General features: G+C 53.3%; 12 protein-coding genes and 3 pseudogenes. 10 read left to right on the top strand and 5 right to left on the bottom strand.

Annotated features, from left to right (window positions below):
* The first annotated feature begins 132 nt into the window (after nucleotides 1-132).
* Together HGB41_RS21370 and HGB41_RS21365 are read left to right on the top strand one after the other, a co-directional pair.
* Nucleotides 133-426 carry a type II toxin-antitoxin system RelE/ParE family toxin gene (locus HGB41_RS21370; RefSeq protein ID WP_171088288.1) on the top strand — a complete coding sequence of 98 codons (294 nt, stop codon included), beginning with the start codon at nucleotides 133-135 and terminating at the stop codon, nucleotides 424-426.
* Nucleotides 427-471: 45 nt separating this feature from the next.
* Nucleotides 472-828: an addiction module antidote protein gene (locus tag HGB41_RS21365; RefSeq protein ID WP_171088286.1), complete on the top strand. Its 357-nt coding sequence runs from the start codon at nucleotides 472-474 to the stop codon at nucleotides 826-828.
* Between the two features lie 481 nt (nucleotides 829-1,309).
* Here the strand turns inward: HGB41_RS21365 and HGB41_RS21360 are convergent, their stop codons facing one another.
* Both HGB41_RS21360 and HGB41_RS21355 read right to left on the bottom strand, forming a co-directional pair.
* A complete protein-coding gene (locus HGB41_RS21360; RefSeq protein ID WP_171088284.1) occupies nucleotides 1,310-1,546 on the bottom strand; it encodes a hypothetical protein in 237 nt (78 codons plus the stop codon).
* Between the two features lie 28 nt (nucleotides 1,547-1,574).
* Complete coding sequence (locus HGB41_RS21355; protein WP_171088283.1) at nucleotides 1,575-2,063, bottom strand: hypothetical protein; 489 nt, start codon at nucleotides 2,061-2,063, stop codon at nucleotides 1,575-1,577.
* Nucleotides 2,064-2,524: 461 nt separating this feature from the next.
* On the opposite strand from HGB41_RS21355, the gene HGB41_RS21350 reads away from it, so the two are divergent.
* Complete coding sequence (locus HGB41_RS21350) at nucleotides 2,525-4,777, top strand: hypothetical protein (RefSeq protein ID WP_171088281.1); 2,253 nt, start codon at nucleotides 2,525-2,527, stop codon at nucleotides 4,775-4,777.
* A 320-nt stretch (nucleotides 4,778-5,097) separates the two neighbouring features.
* Here HGB41_RS21350 and HGB41_RS21345 read toward each other — a convergent pair whose 3' ends face one another.
* Nucleotides 5,098-5,799: a hypothetical protein gene (locus tag HGB41_RS21345; RefSeq protein ID WP_171088068.1), complete on the bottom strand. Its 702-nt coding sequence runs from the start codon at nucleotides 5,797-5,799 to the stop codon at nucleotides 5,098-5,100.
* A 249-nt stretch (nucleotides 5,800-6,048) separates the two neighbouring features.
* Nucleotides 6,049-6,474 carry a hypothetical protein gene (locus HGB41_RS21340; RefSeq protein ID WP_171088279.1) on the bottom strand — a complete coding sequence of 142 codons (426 nt, stop codon included), beginning with the start codon at nucleotides 6,472-6,474 and terminating at the stop codon, nucleotides 6,049-6,051.
* 139 nt (nucleotides 6,475-6,613) lie between these two features.
* Between HGB41_RS21340 and HGB41_RS21335 the strand changes: the two genes are divergently transcribed.
* A complete protein-coding gene (locus HGB41_RS21335; protein WP_371868568.1) occupies nucleotides 6,614-6,940 on the top strand; it encodes a helix-turn-helix domain-containing protein in 327 nt (108 codons plus the stop codon).
* 265 nt (nucleotides 6,941-7,205) lie between these two features.
* Entirely contained in the window at nucleotides 7,206-13,634 is a 6,429-nt protein-coding gene (locus HGB41_RS21330; RefSeq protein ID WP_171088275.1) for a P-loop NTPase family protein, read from the top strand.
* Nucleotides 13,635-13,673: 39 nt separating this feature from the next.
* Here the strand turns inward: HGB41_RS21330 and HGB41_RS23660 are convergent.
* Nucleotides 13,674-13,978 (bottom strand): annotated as a pseudogene (locus HGB41_RS23660) (IS3 family transposase); the annotation flags it as partial.
* A gap of 207 nt (nucleotides 13,979-14,185) precedes the next feature.
* Here HGB41_RS23660 and tnpA point away from each other — a divergent pair.
* From tnpA to HGB41_RS21305, 5 genes and pseudogenes are all read left to right on the top strand, one after another.
* Entirely contained in the window at nucleotides 14,186-14,536 is a 351-nt protein-coding gene (gene tnpA / locus HGB41_RS21325; RefSeq protein WP_212761053.1) for an IS66-like element accessory protein TnpA, read from the top strand.
* Nucleotides 14,533-14,880 (top strand): IS66 family insertion sequence element accessory protein TnpB, encoded by a 348-nt coding sequence (gene tnpB, locus HGB41_RS21320; RefSeq protein WP_171088273.1) that lies wholly within the window; start codon nucleotides 14,533-14,535, stop codon nucleotides 14,878-14,880. The genes tnpA and tnpB overlap by 4 nt, the downstream gene beginning before the upstream one ends.
* Nucleotides 14,881-14,958: 78 nt before the next feature.
* Nucleotides 14,959-16,490, top strand: a pseudogene (gene tnpC, locus HGB41_RS21315) (IS66 family transposase).
* 75 nt (nucleotides 16,491-16,565) lie between these two features.
* Nucleotides 16,566-16,850 (top strand): annotated as a pseudogene (locus HGB41_RS21310) (transposase domain-containing protein); the annotation flags it as partial.
* A gap of 691 nt (nucleotides 16,851-17,541) precedes the next feature.
* A complete protein-coding gene (locus HGB41_RS21305; protein WP_171088271.1) occupies nucleotides 17,542-18,294 on the top strand; it encodes a hypothetical protein in 753 nt (250 codons plus the stop codon).
* Nucleotides 18,295-18,542: the final 248 nt, after the last annotated feature.

The following is an 18,542-nucleotide window of genomic DNA, read 5'->3' as shown; positions in this document are numbered from 1 at the left end:
TGCAGTGGCGACGGAGCGGTAGCGCTCAAATCATTTCATCGATCGATGAAGAAATCGCTTGATGTTCTTTCATCGATCGATTAAGCTAGCCCCACACGTTCGGTAAAGCGTGCTTAAGCAAAAAGGAGACAGATGGAAATTAGACAGCATCCTGAATTCCAGAAATTCTTCGCTGGCGTTAAGGATGAAGTAACAAAACGCATGTTTCTTGAAAGAATAAAGAGGCTTGCAGCAGGTAACTCCGGTGACGTTGGAACAGTAGGTGAGGGAGTAACAAAGGTCAGAATCCATTATGGACCTGGCTGGCGACTTTACTACATACAGTCCGATGCAGGAATCATAGTACTACTAACCGGTGGAACGAAGAGGCGGCAGCGACAAGACATCGAAGTTGCCAAGAAGTTGGCCCGAGAAATCAGGCAGTAAGCAGAGCCGGGGAGAAATCCCCGGCATTACCGACAGAGAAATGCTATGACAACTAAAAGTGATGACGACAAGATCGAGTTCGACCCGGACAAGATTGCGGCGCTACCTGTATTCGATATCGCAGAGCACTTAGACTCGCCGGAGATGATAGCGAGCTATCTAAGCACGTTCTTTGCGGAGGGAGATATTCGAATGATTATGTCTGCTTTGGAGGATGCCTCTCGTAGTAAAGGGATGGCCCAAGTAGCAGAGGGCGCAGGGTTGGCCACACCAGCGTTGTACAAAGCACTCAAAGGGACACAGCCTAGACTTGAGACAATCATAGGAGTACTTAGGTCATTAGGGTTATGTTTGGTAGTTCAGCCAGTCGGTACTGTGAACAACTGTGTCAGTGATGCCTAAAAAGTCTGTCTCCTTTTTGCGTAAACACACCTTACCGAACGTGTGAGTTTTACTAAGCCCCCAACCTTTGGGGGTTTTTTTTATGTTGGTAGTACTATCAGTGTAGCTAACGTTCGCAATAGCTCCATTAAGAGTGAAGTTAGCTATAGTAATAAAAGCTAAGATGGTCAAGTAACTACTTTTTGGTTGCCGTAGCTATAGAGGTAGCACGTAGGAAACTCTGTCAGTGATGCCTAAAAAGTCTGTCTCCTTTTTGCCTAAACACGCCTTACCGAACGTGTGAGTCTTACTAAGCCCCCAACCTTTGGGGGCTTTTTTATGTTGGTAGTAATATCAGCGTAGCTAACGTTAGCAATAGCTCAATTAAGATTGAAGTTAGCTATAGTAAGAAAAGCTAAGATGGTCAAGTAACTACTTTCTAGCTACCGTAGCTATAGAGGTAGCACGTAGGTTGCTAGGGCCACTAACTTTTTAGCGTTGCCTAGCGGGTGTAGGCGAAATCAACAGTCACGGTAAGGGCAATGACCAGGCCCATCGTGTCAACGACGAGGTTTCGCTTTCGACCTTTGACCTCCTTGGCTGCATCGAAACCACTCTCGCCACCCTGCGGCGAAGCACGATTGGACTGAGCGTCGATGACAGCCGCTGTTGGCTCATTCGACCGCCCGATGCGTGAACGCCATTGCTCGCGCAACCGATCCTGCATCTGCTCGAACACGCCTGCCGCGGCTCAACGCGCGAAGGCTTTATAAACGGCTTGCCAAGGTGGGAACGTCGTAGACGCAGCCTGTGCGCAACACGTACGAGCAGGCGTTGACCAGCTCTCGCCGGCTGTAATGCACAGGTGCGCCTCGCTGACCTGGGGCGCGCTCGAACAGATCAGCGATCAACTCCCTTTCGGTGTCAGTCAAATTGGTACTGTACGGAGGCACGTCTTCGCGCTGATGCGCTGCGGTATAGCCGTAGCGTTTGGCCGCTTTGGGCGCAGTTGCGTACACTGGTCGTGTTGGCTTGAGCCGTACGATGCCTTGTGCACGAAAAGCACGGCGGACAGTGGCATCACATATGCGTACGCCGCAGCGGTGGTACAGCTCAGCGGCAATCTCTTGCAAACTGGCCTGCGCGCGCTCGGCCACAACGTCGAGCGAGGCCGAGAGATGCTCAGGCTTTAATGCAGGCGGCCTGCCGCCGCGATTGGCCAGTGGCAGAGAATCCGGTGGATGTTTCCTTGCCATGGCATCCTTCTGCAATATCTCGACAGCATGCCACAGTAGCGTTATTGATCTCGTCTGCGCGCTGTAAGTGAACGGCCGGTTGATGGCTCGGAGACCAGAGTAGGCGCGATCGCAAACTGACGTAGCTACCTAATCAGGGGCAGATATCCGCGTTGCATCGACCGACAGCTTACGCATGTCGAGGCGCCATTTGAAGACTTCGGGACGGGCAGGCGGTGACGGTGGCTTGACTCACACCAACCGCGTCTCCACGAAAGCCTGGGCGGTTCAGTCGACACAGGTTTCTCGACAACGTCAGGGTAGCATTGCAACCCGTCACTACTTACTTAGCATAAATCTCGGCACAGCGAATCTATTGCACTTGTTACGGTATCATAGTGGGTAATATAGGCACATTCGGACTGTTCTCGGTGTTAATGGCACATCGCTGCAGCGATTGAGAGGAAAGGTAAGGGGATAGGGTGAGGACCGCATTCGTAACAACCAGCATTCGACCATTCAAGAAAATCTTTGTCGTAAAGCCCGACGATATAACTGCTTTTGAAACTATTTTCGATGCACTTGCTGACGAAGTTGATCAGATTTGCAACTTAATAATTCCCCTCGACGGCTATTTTTACCTCGATAGTACAAAAGAGTTTATCAGGCGCTGCGATCCAGACATACTGTTCAACCTAACTGATGAAAGTGATGCTGAACTAGAGGAGCGCTTTCAAGTCAAGACAGTTAGGCCCGACTCCAATGTCTGGAGGCTATCGAAGTTCGGTACGAATCTTATGTCTTTCTCTGCAACTCCGCTCTGGTCGAATAAGTTTGGCGCAACTACTCCGACTTCAGTTTTTGCTACCAAGCAGTTGTTAAATACGCCAGAGTCGCTTCTGTGTGGCGTCAATTTTGGTTGCGTGCCTGACGTGAAAGAACTTCACTTAGAGGCCAGTATTTTTACGGATGTCTCAATCGCTGACACTCCGGAAGTCTCGGAATTAGGTGAGAGCATCTTTGACCGTGAGAAGAAATTCTGCCATTTGACCACGCATATCGGGTTTGGAGGAGGGGGAGGCAGCAGCGTCTGGGAAACAGATTATAATCCGGCTGGCTATTTTCAACAGGGAATATCAGTCTTTGTCGGTAGCAGCACAAACCTTGCTTTCTTGTACTACTTTTGGAATACTAGAGCTTACAACCCTTTTTCTAACTTGGTATGGATTCCTACTGAACTGCTAAACGTCTTACGGGATGTGATCTCTGCTCAAGAGGATGTGAAATTTTATGTTGTAGAGAACGAGAGCAAGGTCCTCGTTGAGGAATTATTCGAAGCCCCAAGCATAGTGAATGTAGAAAGATATTACTTCTCTGGAGTGAAAACACGATGGCAGTGTTTCGACCACTCTCAAACTGTACAGGTTTCGGGTGATCTTTGCTATGTACAGCATCCGGTCGAGAAAACCTTTTCAGATATAGGGATAGGTGCTTTTGTCATTGAGGTTCAAGGAATTGCAGAATGTGCATATCCAGTTAGAGCTACTTTTTGGGATCTATATCACCCCAAAATAGATCCTAATTGGGCTATATTCCAAGAGCGATTCAAGCGAATTGGTCAGAGAGGACTGGCCGCGTATTCGCTGAATATCTCTTTTGATAACGCTCCGGTTGAGGTTGAGTTTCCGCTGCCCAGTTTTAGGCAAGTCATGCATCACCTGTTTATGAGTAAGGGCATTGAAATTCAGGAGACCCCGAAGTCTCGTTTGCTGTCACAACTAGTCAACTTGGTTGGTGGGCTAGAGAATGCAGATGAAATTTGCCAAAAACACATATTTGACTTGATATATTCGTCAAGCCCGACCGTAAAAACTGACCTGGCGTTAAGAAAGATGTTCCCTAATCCCAAGGGAAATGATCATGAGTTGAAGGTCGAGGCGGTTAGCAAAGCGGTCGAGAATGGAACCGTCGAAGTTTCTGCGGTATTCGCGACAGCGGAAGATCTATACACTAAGGCAAAAGAAAAAAGCGACTCCTTAAAAAAGTCGAGTTTCTTCTCAACTCTCCAGACGTTATATGACAATAGAGTTTTTTTGAGAGGGAAGCACTTCGATTGTCCGATGTGTGCAAGTAAAGTATGGCTCCCCCTAGAGCGGCTCTCCGCATCCAACTATTGCCCCGATTGCGGTAACCTGATAAGTATCCCAGTGCACAGCAATGGCGCGGTGGATAAGGATAAGTATCGCTTGAATCAACTGCTTGTAAGGGCGATAGATCAGGGCCAGTTGTCGACACTATTACTTCTAAATCTCTTAAACAAACAGTCTTTCAGAATCTTCGATTTTATTACCAACGTGGAAATGCTGCGTGCGAACAAGGTTTTTTCTGACGCAGATATACTATTTAGAGTGGGAAAAAAACTCGGAATAGCAGAGTGCAAATCGTCGCGAAATTTTCCGACGGAACAGATCGATTCCATGATCGAAGTTATAACAACCTTGAATCTGGACTTTGGTATATTTTCGTGCCTACTGCCTGCGGATTCTGCTGATTTGGCTGAATCTATTGAGTACATGCTTAGCAAAAACCTGAATTTTCCAATTCTAATAATTACAAAAGAGGCGCTATTTGGGCCGTCGGAAGTGAGTCTATATCGTTACCTAGAGGTTTCAATTTCTGGAAAGTTCCGCGTCGGGCCCGTCGTTGTGCAACTCAGCCAAAGACTCGGCGCCTGACTGCGCGGATATGATCCGAGCTCTTCGACGTAGGCCGTTGATTTCAGGGAGCATTCTTTTATTAATGAGCCTTTGCTGAAAAGCTTGTGGGCAATTTTTTGTTAAAAATTTCTTTCAGATCGCCGCGCCACTCAATTCTTGTCTTTTCGCTGCAGGTGGGACTTAAATTTTGGAGCGGCGCCGTCAACATAAACTAGGCCCAAACTCTCTATATTGAGAAAAACGTTTGCTGGCCGCTACCCGCCGTCGAACGTCCATTTCCGATCGGTTACAAACCCACTAAAGCCGTCTGTTCCTGGCTTCAGTGCGGCTTTTATAGATCAATCAGCTTCCTTGTCTGCAATGAGCAAATGATCTGCAAATAACCTCTCTGCAATCTTCTTGAGCTTGTCGTGGTTCCATAGCCTGGCTAGGTCAGGATTCGCCTCGATAAATTGGCCGTTACTGTTTTGCAGCTTGCGTAATTCGGCGGAGCAACTCAACAGGGCACGCGCGTTCGCAATCGCTTTTTCGCCATGCTCGCTCCAAAGTCGTTCGTTCTGCACGCGATTCGCGCTGTCGCACCCTGTTGGATACTGATAGCCGGACCAGAACATATCGTTACCATCACTGTCCAGAACTGTGCGCAGCGCGAGAGGGCAACCCCAACGTAAGATTAACTGCCGGCCGATTTCCCCAACCACAAGCTCAGCGAAATCCTCATTGCGAGCGCGGGCGCCGTCGCGATGGCCCATGAATGGGTTAGCCGATAGTTTAATTGGGACCAAGGCCGTCGTGCCGTCGAGCCCAACGAAAATACCGACATACGTGCCCACCTCTGGGCGATCTCTTTCCTGCAGATATCTGCGGTGTTCTTCCCGCGCGAAAGATCGCGACAGCTCATCGCCAATATCACGAACCCGCCGTCCTACTCCAATGTCATCGTCCTCGCCAGGCCATTCGCTTCCGCGCGAACTGTAATAGGCATCGTTATTTGGGTTCAGCTGGTTCGAGCGATTATCGCGGTCGGATTTGGCGGACATTGAGAACTTTTTGAAAGAGGGAGCAGTGGGACGAACGGCACGCCGAGTCTGTAATAAGGGGCATCGAATGCGCGACTGCCTCTGTCATCGCTACTTGGTTCCCGGCCAGTGTACGCTGCGTATTGCACTAAATCAACTAACGCGATCGCCGCTGGGACGAACCGCCCGCGGGTATCTCCTACATACTTGAGCGTAAATGTCGGTACCCTCTGTGCAATAGGGTCATGCAACTAACTCTAGGTTCGCTTGCTATCTCAATGTTTGTATTGTCGAATCTTCGAACGCGTCGAAACCAGTCGTGTCTCTCTCCGAAATGAATTCGTACACTGCTTCTGTCAAGATTTCTGGATCGTTGCCCTCAAGGTAGCGAACGTAAAGGTTTCCCAGATCTGGACGGTCTGAAAAGTACTCCAACACTTTTTTACGCACAGTTTCAAAAGGTGGTCCAGGAAGGCCTTTACCCTCAGGCGTCTTAAATCGTTGTTCATAGCTGAACAAGATAGTTGCCAGAAAGCCATCAATGCTCTTTCCTTGAACAAAATCCTTCATAGATGGCTCCTTCGACTGTACTTCACGGCAGTAGCGTCTGATGGCTTGCTCTGCTGTATCCGCCATGACATAGACAGGCGGCACTTCGAGGGCGCAGTCTTCCGATAGCACTAAATAACGTTTCATCAACTTCTCCTCGTAGGGTCTTTGGGCAAGTCGGCCTGCTCGGCCGGCGGCACTTAGTTTGCACCGTTAAAAAAACTTGATCGCCCGCTCAAATGAACACTATAGATTGTAGTCCTAAAGTGTTCGCCGTGAGTACATCGTGCCTTTGTTACGGAGGCATCTGGTGGAACTACTTGGACGATTCGGTGTTGGTTTGAGGGCGGCTCGGAAGAGCCGAGGGCTAACTCAGGAAGACTTTTCGACTGTGTCGAGTCGAACGTATCTGAGCAGTCTTGAGCGAGGTATCAAGTCGCCAACAATCTCGAAGATCGAGGATTTGGCGACAATAATTGGGGTCCATCCGGTTACCCTACTAGCGTTGGCCTACCTTCCTTCAACAGTTGACGGCAGAAGCGAGATGTGTTCACAGATTTCTGCTGAAATCCATTCGCTATTGCAAGACATGCCGGCGAATGAAGATAGCTGAAACCGTCAGGCGATTTAACTTGCGTTGCGGGCGATGAACCCAATCGCTGAGTCCCTGAGACGCAGGTAATCGACCAAGCATCAATCGGTCGATTACGTAGGCCAATCGATCAGCCAGATACCAAGATGACGGATCTTTTGCCAAAGAGTGATGCGATGGCTCGCCACTGCTATCGAAGCGGCACGCGGCTCAACTGTCCGCCACGAAATAAACTTGATAGAATACAAAGACTCCGCGGCCCCCGAGTGATGATAAAAAATCAATAATGCAGAATATTGACGAGAATGTCGACACGGTCCGTGCTTCGCGCGCGGGCCACACCTTCCATGAGAGATGGGCGGCAAGGCGTGCGTTGCAGCTGGTTTTCCCGAATGACGATTTATTTGCGATAGCCGTTGAGGGAATATCATCGACCGAAACCGCGAGCCCAGGAGTGCGCGCCGAGGAAGTCGCGGACTTGGTCCTCTACTATGGCTGCGGGGATAACTTCCGCACTTCTGAGCGCCTCGAGACGGTGCAGTTTAAGTACAAGCTTCGCGAAGAAGCTGTCACCGCCGCATACCTCAAGAAGACAATCGAGAAATTCTGCGACACGATTTTGGGGTATGAAAAGGAGTTCTCGTCCGCCGAGGTCGACAACAAGGTATCGTTTGTCTTCGTAACAAATGCAGAATTCAAGGAAAGTCTTTGGGATGCAACAGAGTCCCTGCTCAAGGGCACTACGCCTTCAGACGCTGACGCAGCCACCCAGGTTCGTAACCTAAAGAAGTGGTGTGCAGACCGCGGCTTATCTGACGCAGGCCGTCTTTTTTCCAGAATTGTATTTCGAGCTGGTGAGAAGAGCCTTGCGGGTCAAGACAAGGCACTCCGGCGTACACTTACCGACTGGTCAACGGGCGCCGACGCGGAGGCTAGGCTTCGGCTCCACGGCCTTCAAGACCTCATACTTAGGAAGGCTGGCCCAAGCGGCCAAGGAAAGAACTTGATCCGCCGTGAGGACGTCTTAGACGCGCTTGATTGCGAACCAAGCGACCTTTTTCCGGCCGATACCCGCTTCATCGACGTCGGTGCGATCGTTGAGCGAGCTGAGCTTTCGTCAGTCGGCCAGCTGGTCAAGGCGTCAGAACTGCCCATCTTCGTCCACGCGGATGGTGGGGTGGGCAAAACTGTGTTTGTCCAAAGCCTCGCATCGAGGATGGAAAACGAATTTGAGGTCGTCGTTTTTGACTGCTTCGGAGGTGGTTCCTACCGTTCGGACAATCACTCGCGACATCTCCCCAGGATTGGACTCGTACAGATCGTTAACGAGCTCGCCTCACGGACGCTTTGCGATCCGATGCTGCCAGGCGGCGATGATGGCCGCAAGATCATCAAGGCGGCGCTTAAACGTTTTGAGCAAGCGGCTCGGGCGATCAAAGCTCAATCGAAAAAGCTCGGCTTGCTTATCATCGTCGACGCTGCTGATAACGCTCAACTCGAAGCTGACCACCGCCACGAAGAGGCATTTCCAAAGCTCCTTCTCTCGGCTATTGGCGAAGATCCGATCGACAGTGTAAGGTTGCTGTTTACGGCGCGCACGCACCGCAAGGACAAAGTTATCGGGCGCACCACGGTGGAAACGGTCGAGTTGGGGCCGTTCAACGACGCCGAGGCCCGCAACTTTTTGAAAAATCGTGTTCCAAGTGCTTCTGGCGTGGAGATAGCCACCGCCTTGGTGCGGTCAGGACGAAACGCGCGTGTCCTCGCCTACCTCGTCCAGACCTGGGAGACGAATGTCCTCGGCAAAACTTCTGCAGCCCCTATGACGGTTGTCGAAATCATCGCGCAACGTTGCACGAAGATCGTTTCGGATCTTCACGTTGCCGGATGGGCAGATTCAGAAATAATTGAGTTCTTCGTTGCGTTGTCACTCCTTCCGCCACCAATTCCTCTTGCCGAACTGTCAAACGCACTAGGGTGGTCCGTGGCTCAGGTAAATACCGCAGCGTCGGATTTGGCTCCATTGCTAGAGATCGCCTCGCACGGCGCGATCTTTAGGGACGAACCCACGGAAACATATTTTCGTGAAAGATATTCAAAGCAATCCGAGGCTCAAAGAGCCATTGCCGACCGCCTTATGGCCTCACAGGCAACCTCGGCATATGCTGCAGAAGCTCTGCCACACTTTCTAGTCGTGATCCAAGACAGCAACCGAGCGTTCGTGCTCGCCGATTCCCCTAATTTCCCAACAACAGTGCAGTCCCAATTCGGCCGCCGCCGGCTAATGCTTACTCGACTTCGCGCAGCCTTTCGCTTGGCGGTCGCAGAAGATGACTTCGACCGAGTGCTTGGACTCAGCATGCGGCTGGCCCAAGTTGCAACTGCCAACATGCGAGGCGACGAGTTTATTCGGAGCTCGCCTGCTCTCGCGATTGTATTAGGTGACCCTGACTCCTATCGCCGCCTTTTTGCAGATCGAACGGGATGGCGTGGCGCGAGAAGTGCACGGATGACGGTCGCGCATCGGTTTGCTGGCGAGGCGGAGGAAGCACAGATCCAGTGCGAGAGCACCATTCGATGGATCAACTGGCATATCGAGAAGCGTCGTAACGAGCGACGTCGTGACCGCGCCGTCCCAGGAACTAAGGATTACGCGGCCATACTTTTCCAACGCGTCGTAGAGGGGGAGTTTAGTACTGTTGACGGCAACCTCGTTCGCTGGAACCATGGCTTTTCGCTGTCGGTGAGCAATGAACTCGTTCAGCTACTAGATCTGTTCGACCACGCCAATGGTACGACAGTACTGGCGAACTTCGTGTCGTTTGCCGCAGGCAATGAATGTGCGTCGCACGCGCTCAAGTTGCGTCTTCTTTCAAGGGGGCGCTATCTCAGTAGGCAGCAGGTGAAGTCGCTTGCGCAGGCAATTGGAGCCGCCACCCTTTGCGACCATGATGAGGACAGGGCCTCAACTGAACGAGAGCAGGAGAACGATGACGCAATTGTGCAGGCAGCGTTGACTGCGCTCTTCTACAGTTCGCGAGCCGCAGCCGCACGGATCATTCGCCATGCGCCGCTTACCCGGCCGTCGGCATATAACTACGGCGAGCGTTACGGCAACTCGGGTGCATGGCCCGCGATCCTCCGCGCCTGTGTTCGCGCCTGGTCTGCAGGGAGACGGGTTTCGTATCATGACCTGCTGCCGAACGAAATAGCATTAAGTCGGCGTGCAAAGGGTATTTCGACGAAGGCTGAGTTAGCGGCTTCCTTGAGCGAGCTACGTACACCTGTGCGTACTGCCCGAGACAATAAAGGCGTTAAGAGGAAGGTTGGAGCGCGATTTAGTGACCGCGAAGTTGCCGAAATCAGCAATGGAATCGAGAGAGCATTCGACTTGACCCAGCCGATTGAGGAAGCTGTCCTTTCTGGGACAGGCCTGACTAGTAAGACTCTCACTGATTTTATCCACGTGTGGGACAAGCAAATGCGCAAGGGCGCCAACTGGCGGGACGAAAACGCGACTGACTTGCTTAGTCGTACCGTCGGGCTCGGTTGCTTGCGTATCCTGCTGAACCATGCGCCCGACATGTCGGCCGACCAAGCAAAGACATCGATCGGTCTAATTTCCTCCGGACGGTTCTCTGTCCAGCAAAAAATCGACCTGTTGAGTCAGCTAGCGCAGCGGCGGACTCTCTATGAGTTAGCCGGTGAATTCGCGCTTCACATTGCGGAGCAAATTCGCCAGGATTATCACATCGAACAGCGCGGTGATTCCTACCTGAAGCTCGCTGCATCCCTTGTCCCTATGAGCATCGACGAGGCGCGTGAATACTACCGACAGGGTCTGGCACAGTTGGACCAGATGGGCGGGGAGAGTTATCAGCAGATTTACTCATTACTTCATTTCGCAAGCGTCCAGCGAGGTGGCTTCGTAGAACCCGCACTGGCCCAGCGGTTAATGAACCTCTGTCAGACCATTATGGGGGACGAGCCAAGCAAGTTTGGCTGGACGCTGTTCGGACGTGCTGCAGCTAATTCTATAGGCTTTCCCGCCTTGGCCAAGCTTGTGCGTTGGCACGACCAAGATGTTGCGGAGCTATCGTACGGATTGCCGCAACTTGCATGCTTTCTTTCCAAGAATAGGAATCTCGAACCGCGCCGCGCTGCCTTTTTTCTTACGATATGTGAAGAGCACGGCTGGTGGGATTGGCGTGTCGGAGATGGAGTCGCCGATCTATTGGAGCTATCTCAGCCTTCAGATCAAAGGCAGATCTTTCTAAGGGTCCTCGCAAAACTGCATGCGGAGTACCCGTTCGGCGCTTGGCCCTCGCTTTGGGAAAGTCTGTTGCAGGCGGCCAACAAGTACCCGAACGCTATTTTGTCCGAAGAACGGGAAGCGATCGAACGGCTCTGCACGAAGGCTAAGCGTCAGCAGGATAAGTCTAGCAGCCTCAGCGATTCGCAGCCGAGCTTCTTGACCGATCAGGTACAACGGCCGACTAAAGAGGAGATTGATGGAATCATCGAAACCTTCGTCTTTGACTGCGACGCCTCCTCTGCAGCTTCGATTGACCAAGCTCTAGGGAGCATCAAAGCACACGACAAACTTGACCACTCTTCTCGACAGAGCTTCATCGGTGATTTGCGTGATTCATGCCCATATCCTAAGCGTCTGGCTTTTTTGTTCGCAATTTGCGATTCGGTCGAGCTGAATTTTTCTCAATCCTTAGACATACTCGAGGAGTGTGTCGCTATCTGGAGCGGGTCATCCACACACATCGTTGCCAATGCGAGAAAGCTTGTCGAACGATTGTTTGAGTCTAAGGGCGCTGATCTGTTCGAAGGCCGGTACTCTAATGTCGCGCGCGATATACGCAAGCTGTCGGACTTCAGCGGTGACAAACACGTCGTATTGCAGCTCGTCCTGCGGAAGGTTGCCGCGGATGAAGTCGAGCTCGACGGTGATGAATGGCTGCAGCTGGCGACTGTGCTCTGTGAGGTGGCGTCGGACCAGGCTGGTCTTGACGCATTGGAGTTACTGCTGTCGGGGCCGGCGTCTCGCATTGCCGACGAGATCGGGGAGGGACCATTTCGCCCAGAGCAGGCAATTAGGCATGCTGAGGCGGAGTTCATTGCTGACGTTATTTGGCACCTCTTGGGTAATGAAGACGGTTATGTCCGCTGGAAAGTCGCGCGCGGGCTAAACACCCTCGCCGAGTTGGGGCTCAATGATGAGATCGCCCTGCTACTTGACCGCTTCGATCAGAGAGAAATTGAAGCCCTGGCGTCAACAGATCGTAAGCTTGCTTTCCAAAACTCCCAGCAGTGGTTGCTGATGGGGCTGGCGCGAGCCACCCTATATCACGGACAAACCATGGGTGCATTGCGACCTAAGCTGCTGGCCCTCGCTAAACGAAACGACCTGCATCTCATACACAAAGTGCACATCGTTAGGTGCCTGGAAAACATCACGGGCAAGGGCGAAAATCGCGAGGAATTAGCAGCGTTGCGCGATGAAATCAATCATCCAATGCATGGCATCGTTACCTGCGACACCTACGCGCCTGATGCAAAACCGACATCAGGCTTTAGCTTCGACTATGATTTTGCGAAGAGTGAAATCAGTGCTGTAGCCGATCTCTTCAATGTTGCACGGGGCACGGTCGAGGATGCAGTTGCTGCTGAGATTACGCGCCGATGGCCAGAGGCCACCTCGCTAAATTTCTTCTCTGGCCGCGAGCGTTACGAGTGGGACAGGGACGATAGGTACGAGCTTTATCGGGAGCACATTCAAAGGCACGCGTTGCTTAACGCCGCGACTAGCCTCTCAAAAACGTTACCCGTAGTGGTTCGCAGCTATGAAACGGGTGACGGCTCACCTTGGTTGCAATGGCGCGATCGCTACGATGTCACTTTCGACGACGGTACATGGCTGTCGGACCGAAAGGATTCAGTTCCTCAGCAGGCGAAAGAAGATTTGCTAGGCGAAAGGATCGGGCAGCAGGAAACGTTGCAGGATTTACAGATTTTGCTGCGGAAGTTGGGATTCATAGACGTCGCCGCCGATGAGTTGCTTCCACTATATGGCAGCTGGTCTTCTCCTGACGGCGTCACCGTTAGAATTACTTCAGCGCTGACGGAGCGAAAGGGTGCCATCGGTCGCTGCGCTGCATTCGCTAAAAAACCCAGTTATGACTTGTGGCTACCAGCGTTTTGGGACCACGGCTATTACGAAACTCGTCATCGGACGAAAAGCCCTTTCGCTCCATTGATATGGTCCCCTGAGAACCACAGTTTGGGGATCGACGCAGGTGAGGAGCTCGCCGCAAAGACAGCAGGTCAGAGGCCGCGTCTTGGGATCGACATCACGAAGAGCCTTGGGTTAGTAAATGAGCCATACAGTGGTGATTGGCATACGGCTGATGGGAATCTCGCTTTGAAAAGCCAAGTCTGGGGGAGTTGGAAGCCCGACGCTGATCAGCGTCGACATCGTCACCACGACGACGGCGAAATTTTATGGGCGTCACCTAGCTGGGTTGACACGACCTTGTGTCCCCTTAACCGGCTCCTTGTTTTTACGATGACGCTGTGGAAGCACCGATCATCGAGAGACTACGACCCTTCAAGCGGAGTAAAAACAGTCCTTGTTGGCCTTAGATCCGACGACGGAACGCTACGGTTTTGGGAGGCAAAGAAGGCTTCAAAGCAGGACTATTAAAGCCGGCGAGCTCAGCTGATTGTGAATCGCCGCAGCTTTCTAGGTACTCGACAGTCGCTGAAAATATTGCTTTTCGTACCCGACCGGCGACATGTCATTGCTCAAGCTGTGCCGGGGCTTCGGACTGCAGAACATCTCAATATAGTCAGTACATCCTGCCTTGGCTGGTCACGCGTGCCGTATGTCTTCCGCCGAATTCGTTCCGCCTGAGCAGCTGGAAAAAAGCTCTCGGCAACGGTGTGCTCATAACAATTCCCGCGCCGGCTCATGCTCTGCTGCAGGTCATGCTCGTCTAGGAAATCGCGGCAATCGCATCTGCTGAATTGACTGCCTTCGCCCGAATGCTAGCATTCCACCACTACAATGACGCTCAGCGGAGAAGGCCTGCGTGCACTTGCACGGCGAACCGAGAACTGGTCCTCGATTTCTAGGAGCGGTCCGAAAGTAACTCTTGGGTGGGAGATTGCACGTAAGCGTCAAACCAGCACCGTCTAGACACTGAACGGCGCGAGTCGCAAAGTAGTCCCCACTAAATTTTGGTGGGGACTATTTTGGAAAGCGAAGTTGAACACAGCAGGCGCCGGCGGAGCGCGAACTACCCGCTGGAATTCAAACGACAGCTGGCGCAGCAGGCGTGTGATTCGACGGTGAGTGTGTCGCAGCTGGCCCTGCAGCATGGCCTGAACACGAACATGCTGTTTCGCTGGCGGCGCCAGTTGAAGGCCGGGCTGCTCGATCAGGCCAAGTTGGTGCCGGTGACGCTGGCCCAGACTTCACCGATCAGCAAATGTCCGACAGGTAGCGGGCTGATCGAAATTCGCATCGGCGAGGCAGCAGTGCGTATCGAGGGCAGCCCCGATCCAGCAACGCTGACTCTGGTACTAAAGGGACTGCGCGCATGATCGGCCTTCCTGCCGGTACGCGCATCTGGCTGGCTGCCGGCGTCACCGACATGCGCTCGGGATTCAATTGCCTGGCCTCGAAAGTGCAAACGGCCCTCGAAGAAGATCCTTACAGCGGCCACGTATTCGTGTTCCGCGGACGGCGCGGAGACCTGATCAAAGTGCTATGGTGGACCGGCGACGGTCTGTGCCTGCTGTGCAAGCGCCTGGAACGCGGGCGCTTCGTCTGGCCTCAGGCAAACAGCGGCAGCGTCACGCTGACGCATGCGCAGCTGTCGATGCTGCTCGAGGGGATCGACTGGCGCTGGCCGGAGCGCACGTGGCCACCGGAGTCGGCCTTGTAAACCTACCGAGGTCCGCGTAAACTTGGGCACATGCTCAACGGCGCCGACCTGCCCGACGATATCGCTGCCCTGAAAGCCATGCTGCTTGCCAGCGAAGCGCGTGCTGCACGAATCGAGGCGCATGCGGAACAAAGCGAAGCGCAGCTTGCCTATCTGACTGCTGAGCTGTCGAGGCGCACCGCCGAGATCGAGCATTTGAAGCTGGTACTGGCCAAGCTGCGGCGCATGCAGTTCGGACGCAAATCGGAAAAGCTCGACCAGCAGATCGAGCAGCTGGAACTCCAGCTCGAAGACCTCGAGGCGGAAGAGGCTGTGGCCGAGGCGCAAGCCCCAGTGGATGTGCTCCCTCGCAAGAAGGCTGCACGCAAGCCGCTGCCGCCACATCTGCCGCGCGAGGATCGGGTGCTGGTAACAGCTAGCGAAGCCTGCCCGGACTGCGGCGGCAAATTAAAACACCTGGGAGAGGACGTGTCGGAGCAGCTCGAATACGAGCCGGCCAGCTTCCGCGTGATTCGCCATGTGCGTCCCAAGCTAGCGTGCGCCTGCTGCGATACGATCGTGTAGGCTCCGGCGGCCAGCCGCCCCATCGAACGAGGCCTGGCCGGGCCAGGCCTGCTGGCCCATGTGCTGGTGGCGAAATTTGCCGACCACCTGCCGCTGCACCGCCAAAGCGTGATCTACGCCCGCGAAGGCGTGGAGTTCGAGCGCAGTCTGCTGGCCAGCTGGGTCGGTGCCGCCGGCACGCTGCTGCGTCCCTTGGTCGATGCGCTACGCCGCCACGTCTTTGCCGCAACAAAGCTGCATACCGACGACACGCCGCTGCCGGTGCTCGCTCCGGGCAACGGCAAGACCCGCGCGGCGCGCCTGTGGACCTATGTGCGCGACGACCGCGCCAGCGGCGATGCTGCACCGCCAGCGGTGTGGTTTGCCTACTCGCCCGACCGTAAGGGCGAGCATCCGCAAGACCACCTGGCCGATTTCCACGGCGTGCTGCAGGCCGATGCCTATGCCGGCTTCAACGCCGTGTATAAAAGTGGCCGCGTACTGGAAGCCGCGTGCTGGGCGCACGCACGGCGCAAATTCTATGACCTGCACGCGGTACGGCCGACATCGCTCACCACCGAGGCGTTGCGCCGGATCGGCGAGCTGTATGCCATCGAAGAAAATGCCCGCGGCAAGCCGCCGGACGAACGACGCGACGCACGCCAGTTGCATGCGAAACCGCTGCTCGATGACCTGGAGCGCTGGCTGCACGCCACGCTCTCCACGCTGTCGCGCAAATCCGATACGGCAGCGGCAATCGTCTACGCCCTCAACTCTGGCCGGAATTAACCCGGTATGTCGACGATGGCCGCATCGAGATCGACAACTCGGCCGCCGAACGGGCGCTGCGCGGTATCGCGCTGGGCCGGCGCAACTTCCTGTTTGCCGGCGCCGACAGCGGCGGCGAACGCGCTGCTGCCATGTACGGGTTGATTGGAACGGCCAGGCTGAACGGAATCGACCCCGAAGCCTGGTTGCGCCATGTGCTGACGCATATCGCCGATCATCCTATGAACCGGGTCGACGACTTCCTGCACTGGAACTGTGCCGCCAAGCTGGCCGGCTGAACTTCGCTTCCCAGCGGTGTGGCATGCATCATCTCACCTTTGCTCCCAGCTCTCAAGACGGTGCTGGGATGACGCTTACCACGCTACTGCGATGACGGCGCCATCGAAATTGACAACTCCGCCGCCGAGCGTGCCCTGCGTGGCGTAGCGATCGGCCGCCGCAACTATCTGTTTGCGGGCGCCGATTCCGGTGGCGAACGCGTTGCCGCCATCTACTCACTGATCGGGACGGCCAAGCTGAACGGTGTAGACCCCGAAGCCTGGTTGCGCCATGTGCTAGCTCACATCGCCGATCACCCTATCAACCGTGTTGACGAGTTCCTGCCATGGCATTACGCCGGGCAGCTGGCACCTGCCTAAAAACACGCCGCTTCCCAGCGGTGCGACGCCATCATGACGCAATTCGACGGCCGCCTCAATACGGCGCTTACGGTTGCCGCGTCGAATTGAATTTTGCCGCGGCAAGCAACTACCCGTAAACATCTCAGTTAGGGTGTTCGTTGGACTTGCCCTTGTGTTGCGTACCTGCATTGAAAACCCCCTCTGCATCCGGGCTCCCGTCCAGATGTTGATTTTGCCTTTGGGCGTCTTAGTTCGAAATCACCAAAACGTTGTATTTATGCTTACGGAGCGGTTTTGAATACACCGGCCCACGCAAACTTCGGTACGATCGAATGATACGCAATTTCAAGTAAATGATAGGTTCGCTAGCTAAATCACTGACGCGACTGAAAGAGGAGGGGCTATGACGAATGAGGCGAATGAAGAAGATAGAAGTGTTTCAACCGAAGCTACCGGCTTTTATGGAGAGCGGTCTGAAATATTGCGAACTCTTTATGAATCTGGCTTTCACGCTCGACTAATTCCGAGGGATAGGTCGATCGCCCAGTGAATCGAGCCGTCTACTGTAATCTAATCTGTTGGGGCTGCATTAAGCATCCTCAATGCTGGCGAAACACACAAGTGGCAAAGTGAAGTATCCGGAAAAATAGACCTAATCGTCGCAAAACTTGACGAAATTCTTAATGAAATTGCGAGACTTGGGCAAGAATTGGCAAAGGTTCCCCGGGAAACTGTTGTTGTGCAGGTTGGATCGAAAATTGATCCCTTGCGGGTCCACGTTGAGGTGAATGCGCGTGGTTACACCCCAGAAACTATCCCAGATCAGAATCTTCAAAATATTATTAGTGTAATTAACAACCCAAATGGGCTACCAATTAGTACCACGCAGCTAGCCAACTATATGCATTTCACTTTCTCACCCATAGAATATGTCATGGCGGGCGCGCTTGCTTCATTGTACGGATATTATATGCTATCAAGCAAGCAACCCAGTCAAGCTCAAGTGTCCAAAGAATACGCTGGTAAGTGGGCAGATTACTTTTCGCAGGACACAAACTACGATCTGCCTGAATCTCTCGGGTTTGCCAGTGTGACAGCCTTTCATAATGCCGCCAACGCGGACCACCAAATTGCTAGCTATGTGGGAAGGTGGTGGACAATAGCTGTTTCGGCTCTTAACGCAACCTATTTCTACGCGGAGGGTGATGCAAGAAAAGGTGTACGAATTTCTCAATTTGAGACAAGATTGGGCCGGCCTCAATATCCATTTTTTCCACCACGGGAACACGATGGCTTTCAACCTTACGAACAAGAGAAGTGGATGCACTTTGTAGTCAAGGATTTTTCCGCTTTAGTCGCTACTTATCAAGTTGAAATCGGAAAGGTTGAAAAGCTAAACAGGCTAATTTCTGAAGCAAGTTTCGCCAAGAATGCATTATTCGACTATGCAAATCGACCGTGAGCCTAAGTTGTAGTAGTTTCGATTTGATCAGACGGTAAGGCTTGGCTAAAGGAATTTAGGCAGTTTATGGTTTAGACATAACCTGCCTTAAATCGATGCTAGCCCACATCGCCAATCATCCCGTCAACTTTGTTGACGAGTTCCTGCCCTGGCATTGCCCCGTGAAGCTGGCACCTGCAAGAGACGCGCCGCTTCCCAGCGGCGTGCGCCTATCATCATGCAACTCGACGGCCGACTCAAGACGGCTC

The organism is Telluria aromaticivorans (assembly GCF_013003915.1).
GTDB classification, from domain to species: domain Bacteria; phylum Pseudomonadota; class Gammaproteobacteria; order Burkholderiales; family Burkholderiaceae_D; genus Telluria; species Telluria aromaticivorans.
The sequence above is the reverse complement of the archived record's forward strand: the minus strand, read 5'-3'. Positions and strand labels throughout refer to the sequence as shown.

Bases quoted from the DNA above. Each gene is read 5' to 3' on its own strand.
- HGB41_RS21345 (WP_171088068.1), bottom strand. From the start codon at position 5,799: ATGTCCGCCAAATCCGACCGCGATAATCGCTCGAACCAGCTGAACCCA.
- HGB41_RS21330 (WP_171088275.1), top strand. From the start codon at position 7,206: ATGCAGAATATTGACGAGAATGTCGACACGGTCCGTGCTTCGCGCGCG.
- HGB41_RS21355 (WP_171088283.1), bottom strand. From the start codon at position 2,063: ATGGCAAGGAAACATCCACCGGATTCTCTGCCACTGGCCAATCGCGGC.
- HGB41_RS21340 (WP_171088279.1), bottom strand. From the start codon at position 6,474: ATGAAACGTTATTTAGTGCTATCGGAAGACTGCGCCCTCGAAGTGCCG.
- HGB41_RS21365 (WP_171088286.1), top strand. From the start codon at position 472: ATGACAACTAAAAGTGATGACGACAAGATCGAGTTCGACCCGGACAAG.
- tnpB (WP_171088273.1), top strand. From the start codon at position 14,533: ATGATCGGCCTTCCTGCCGGTACGCGCATCTGGCTGGCTGCCGGCGTC.
- HGB41_RS21370 (WP_171088288.1), top strand. From the start codon at position 133: ATGGAAATTAGACAGCATCCTGAATTCCAGAAATTCTTCGCTGGCGTT.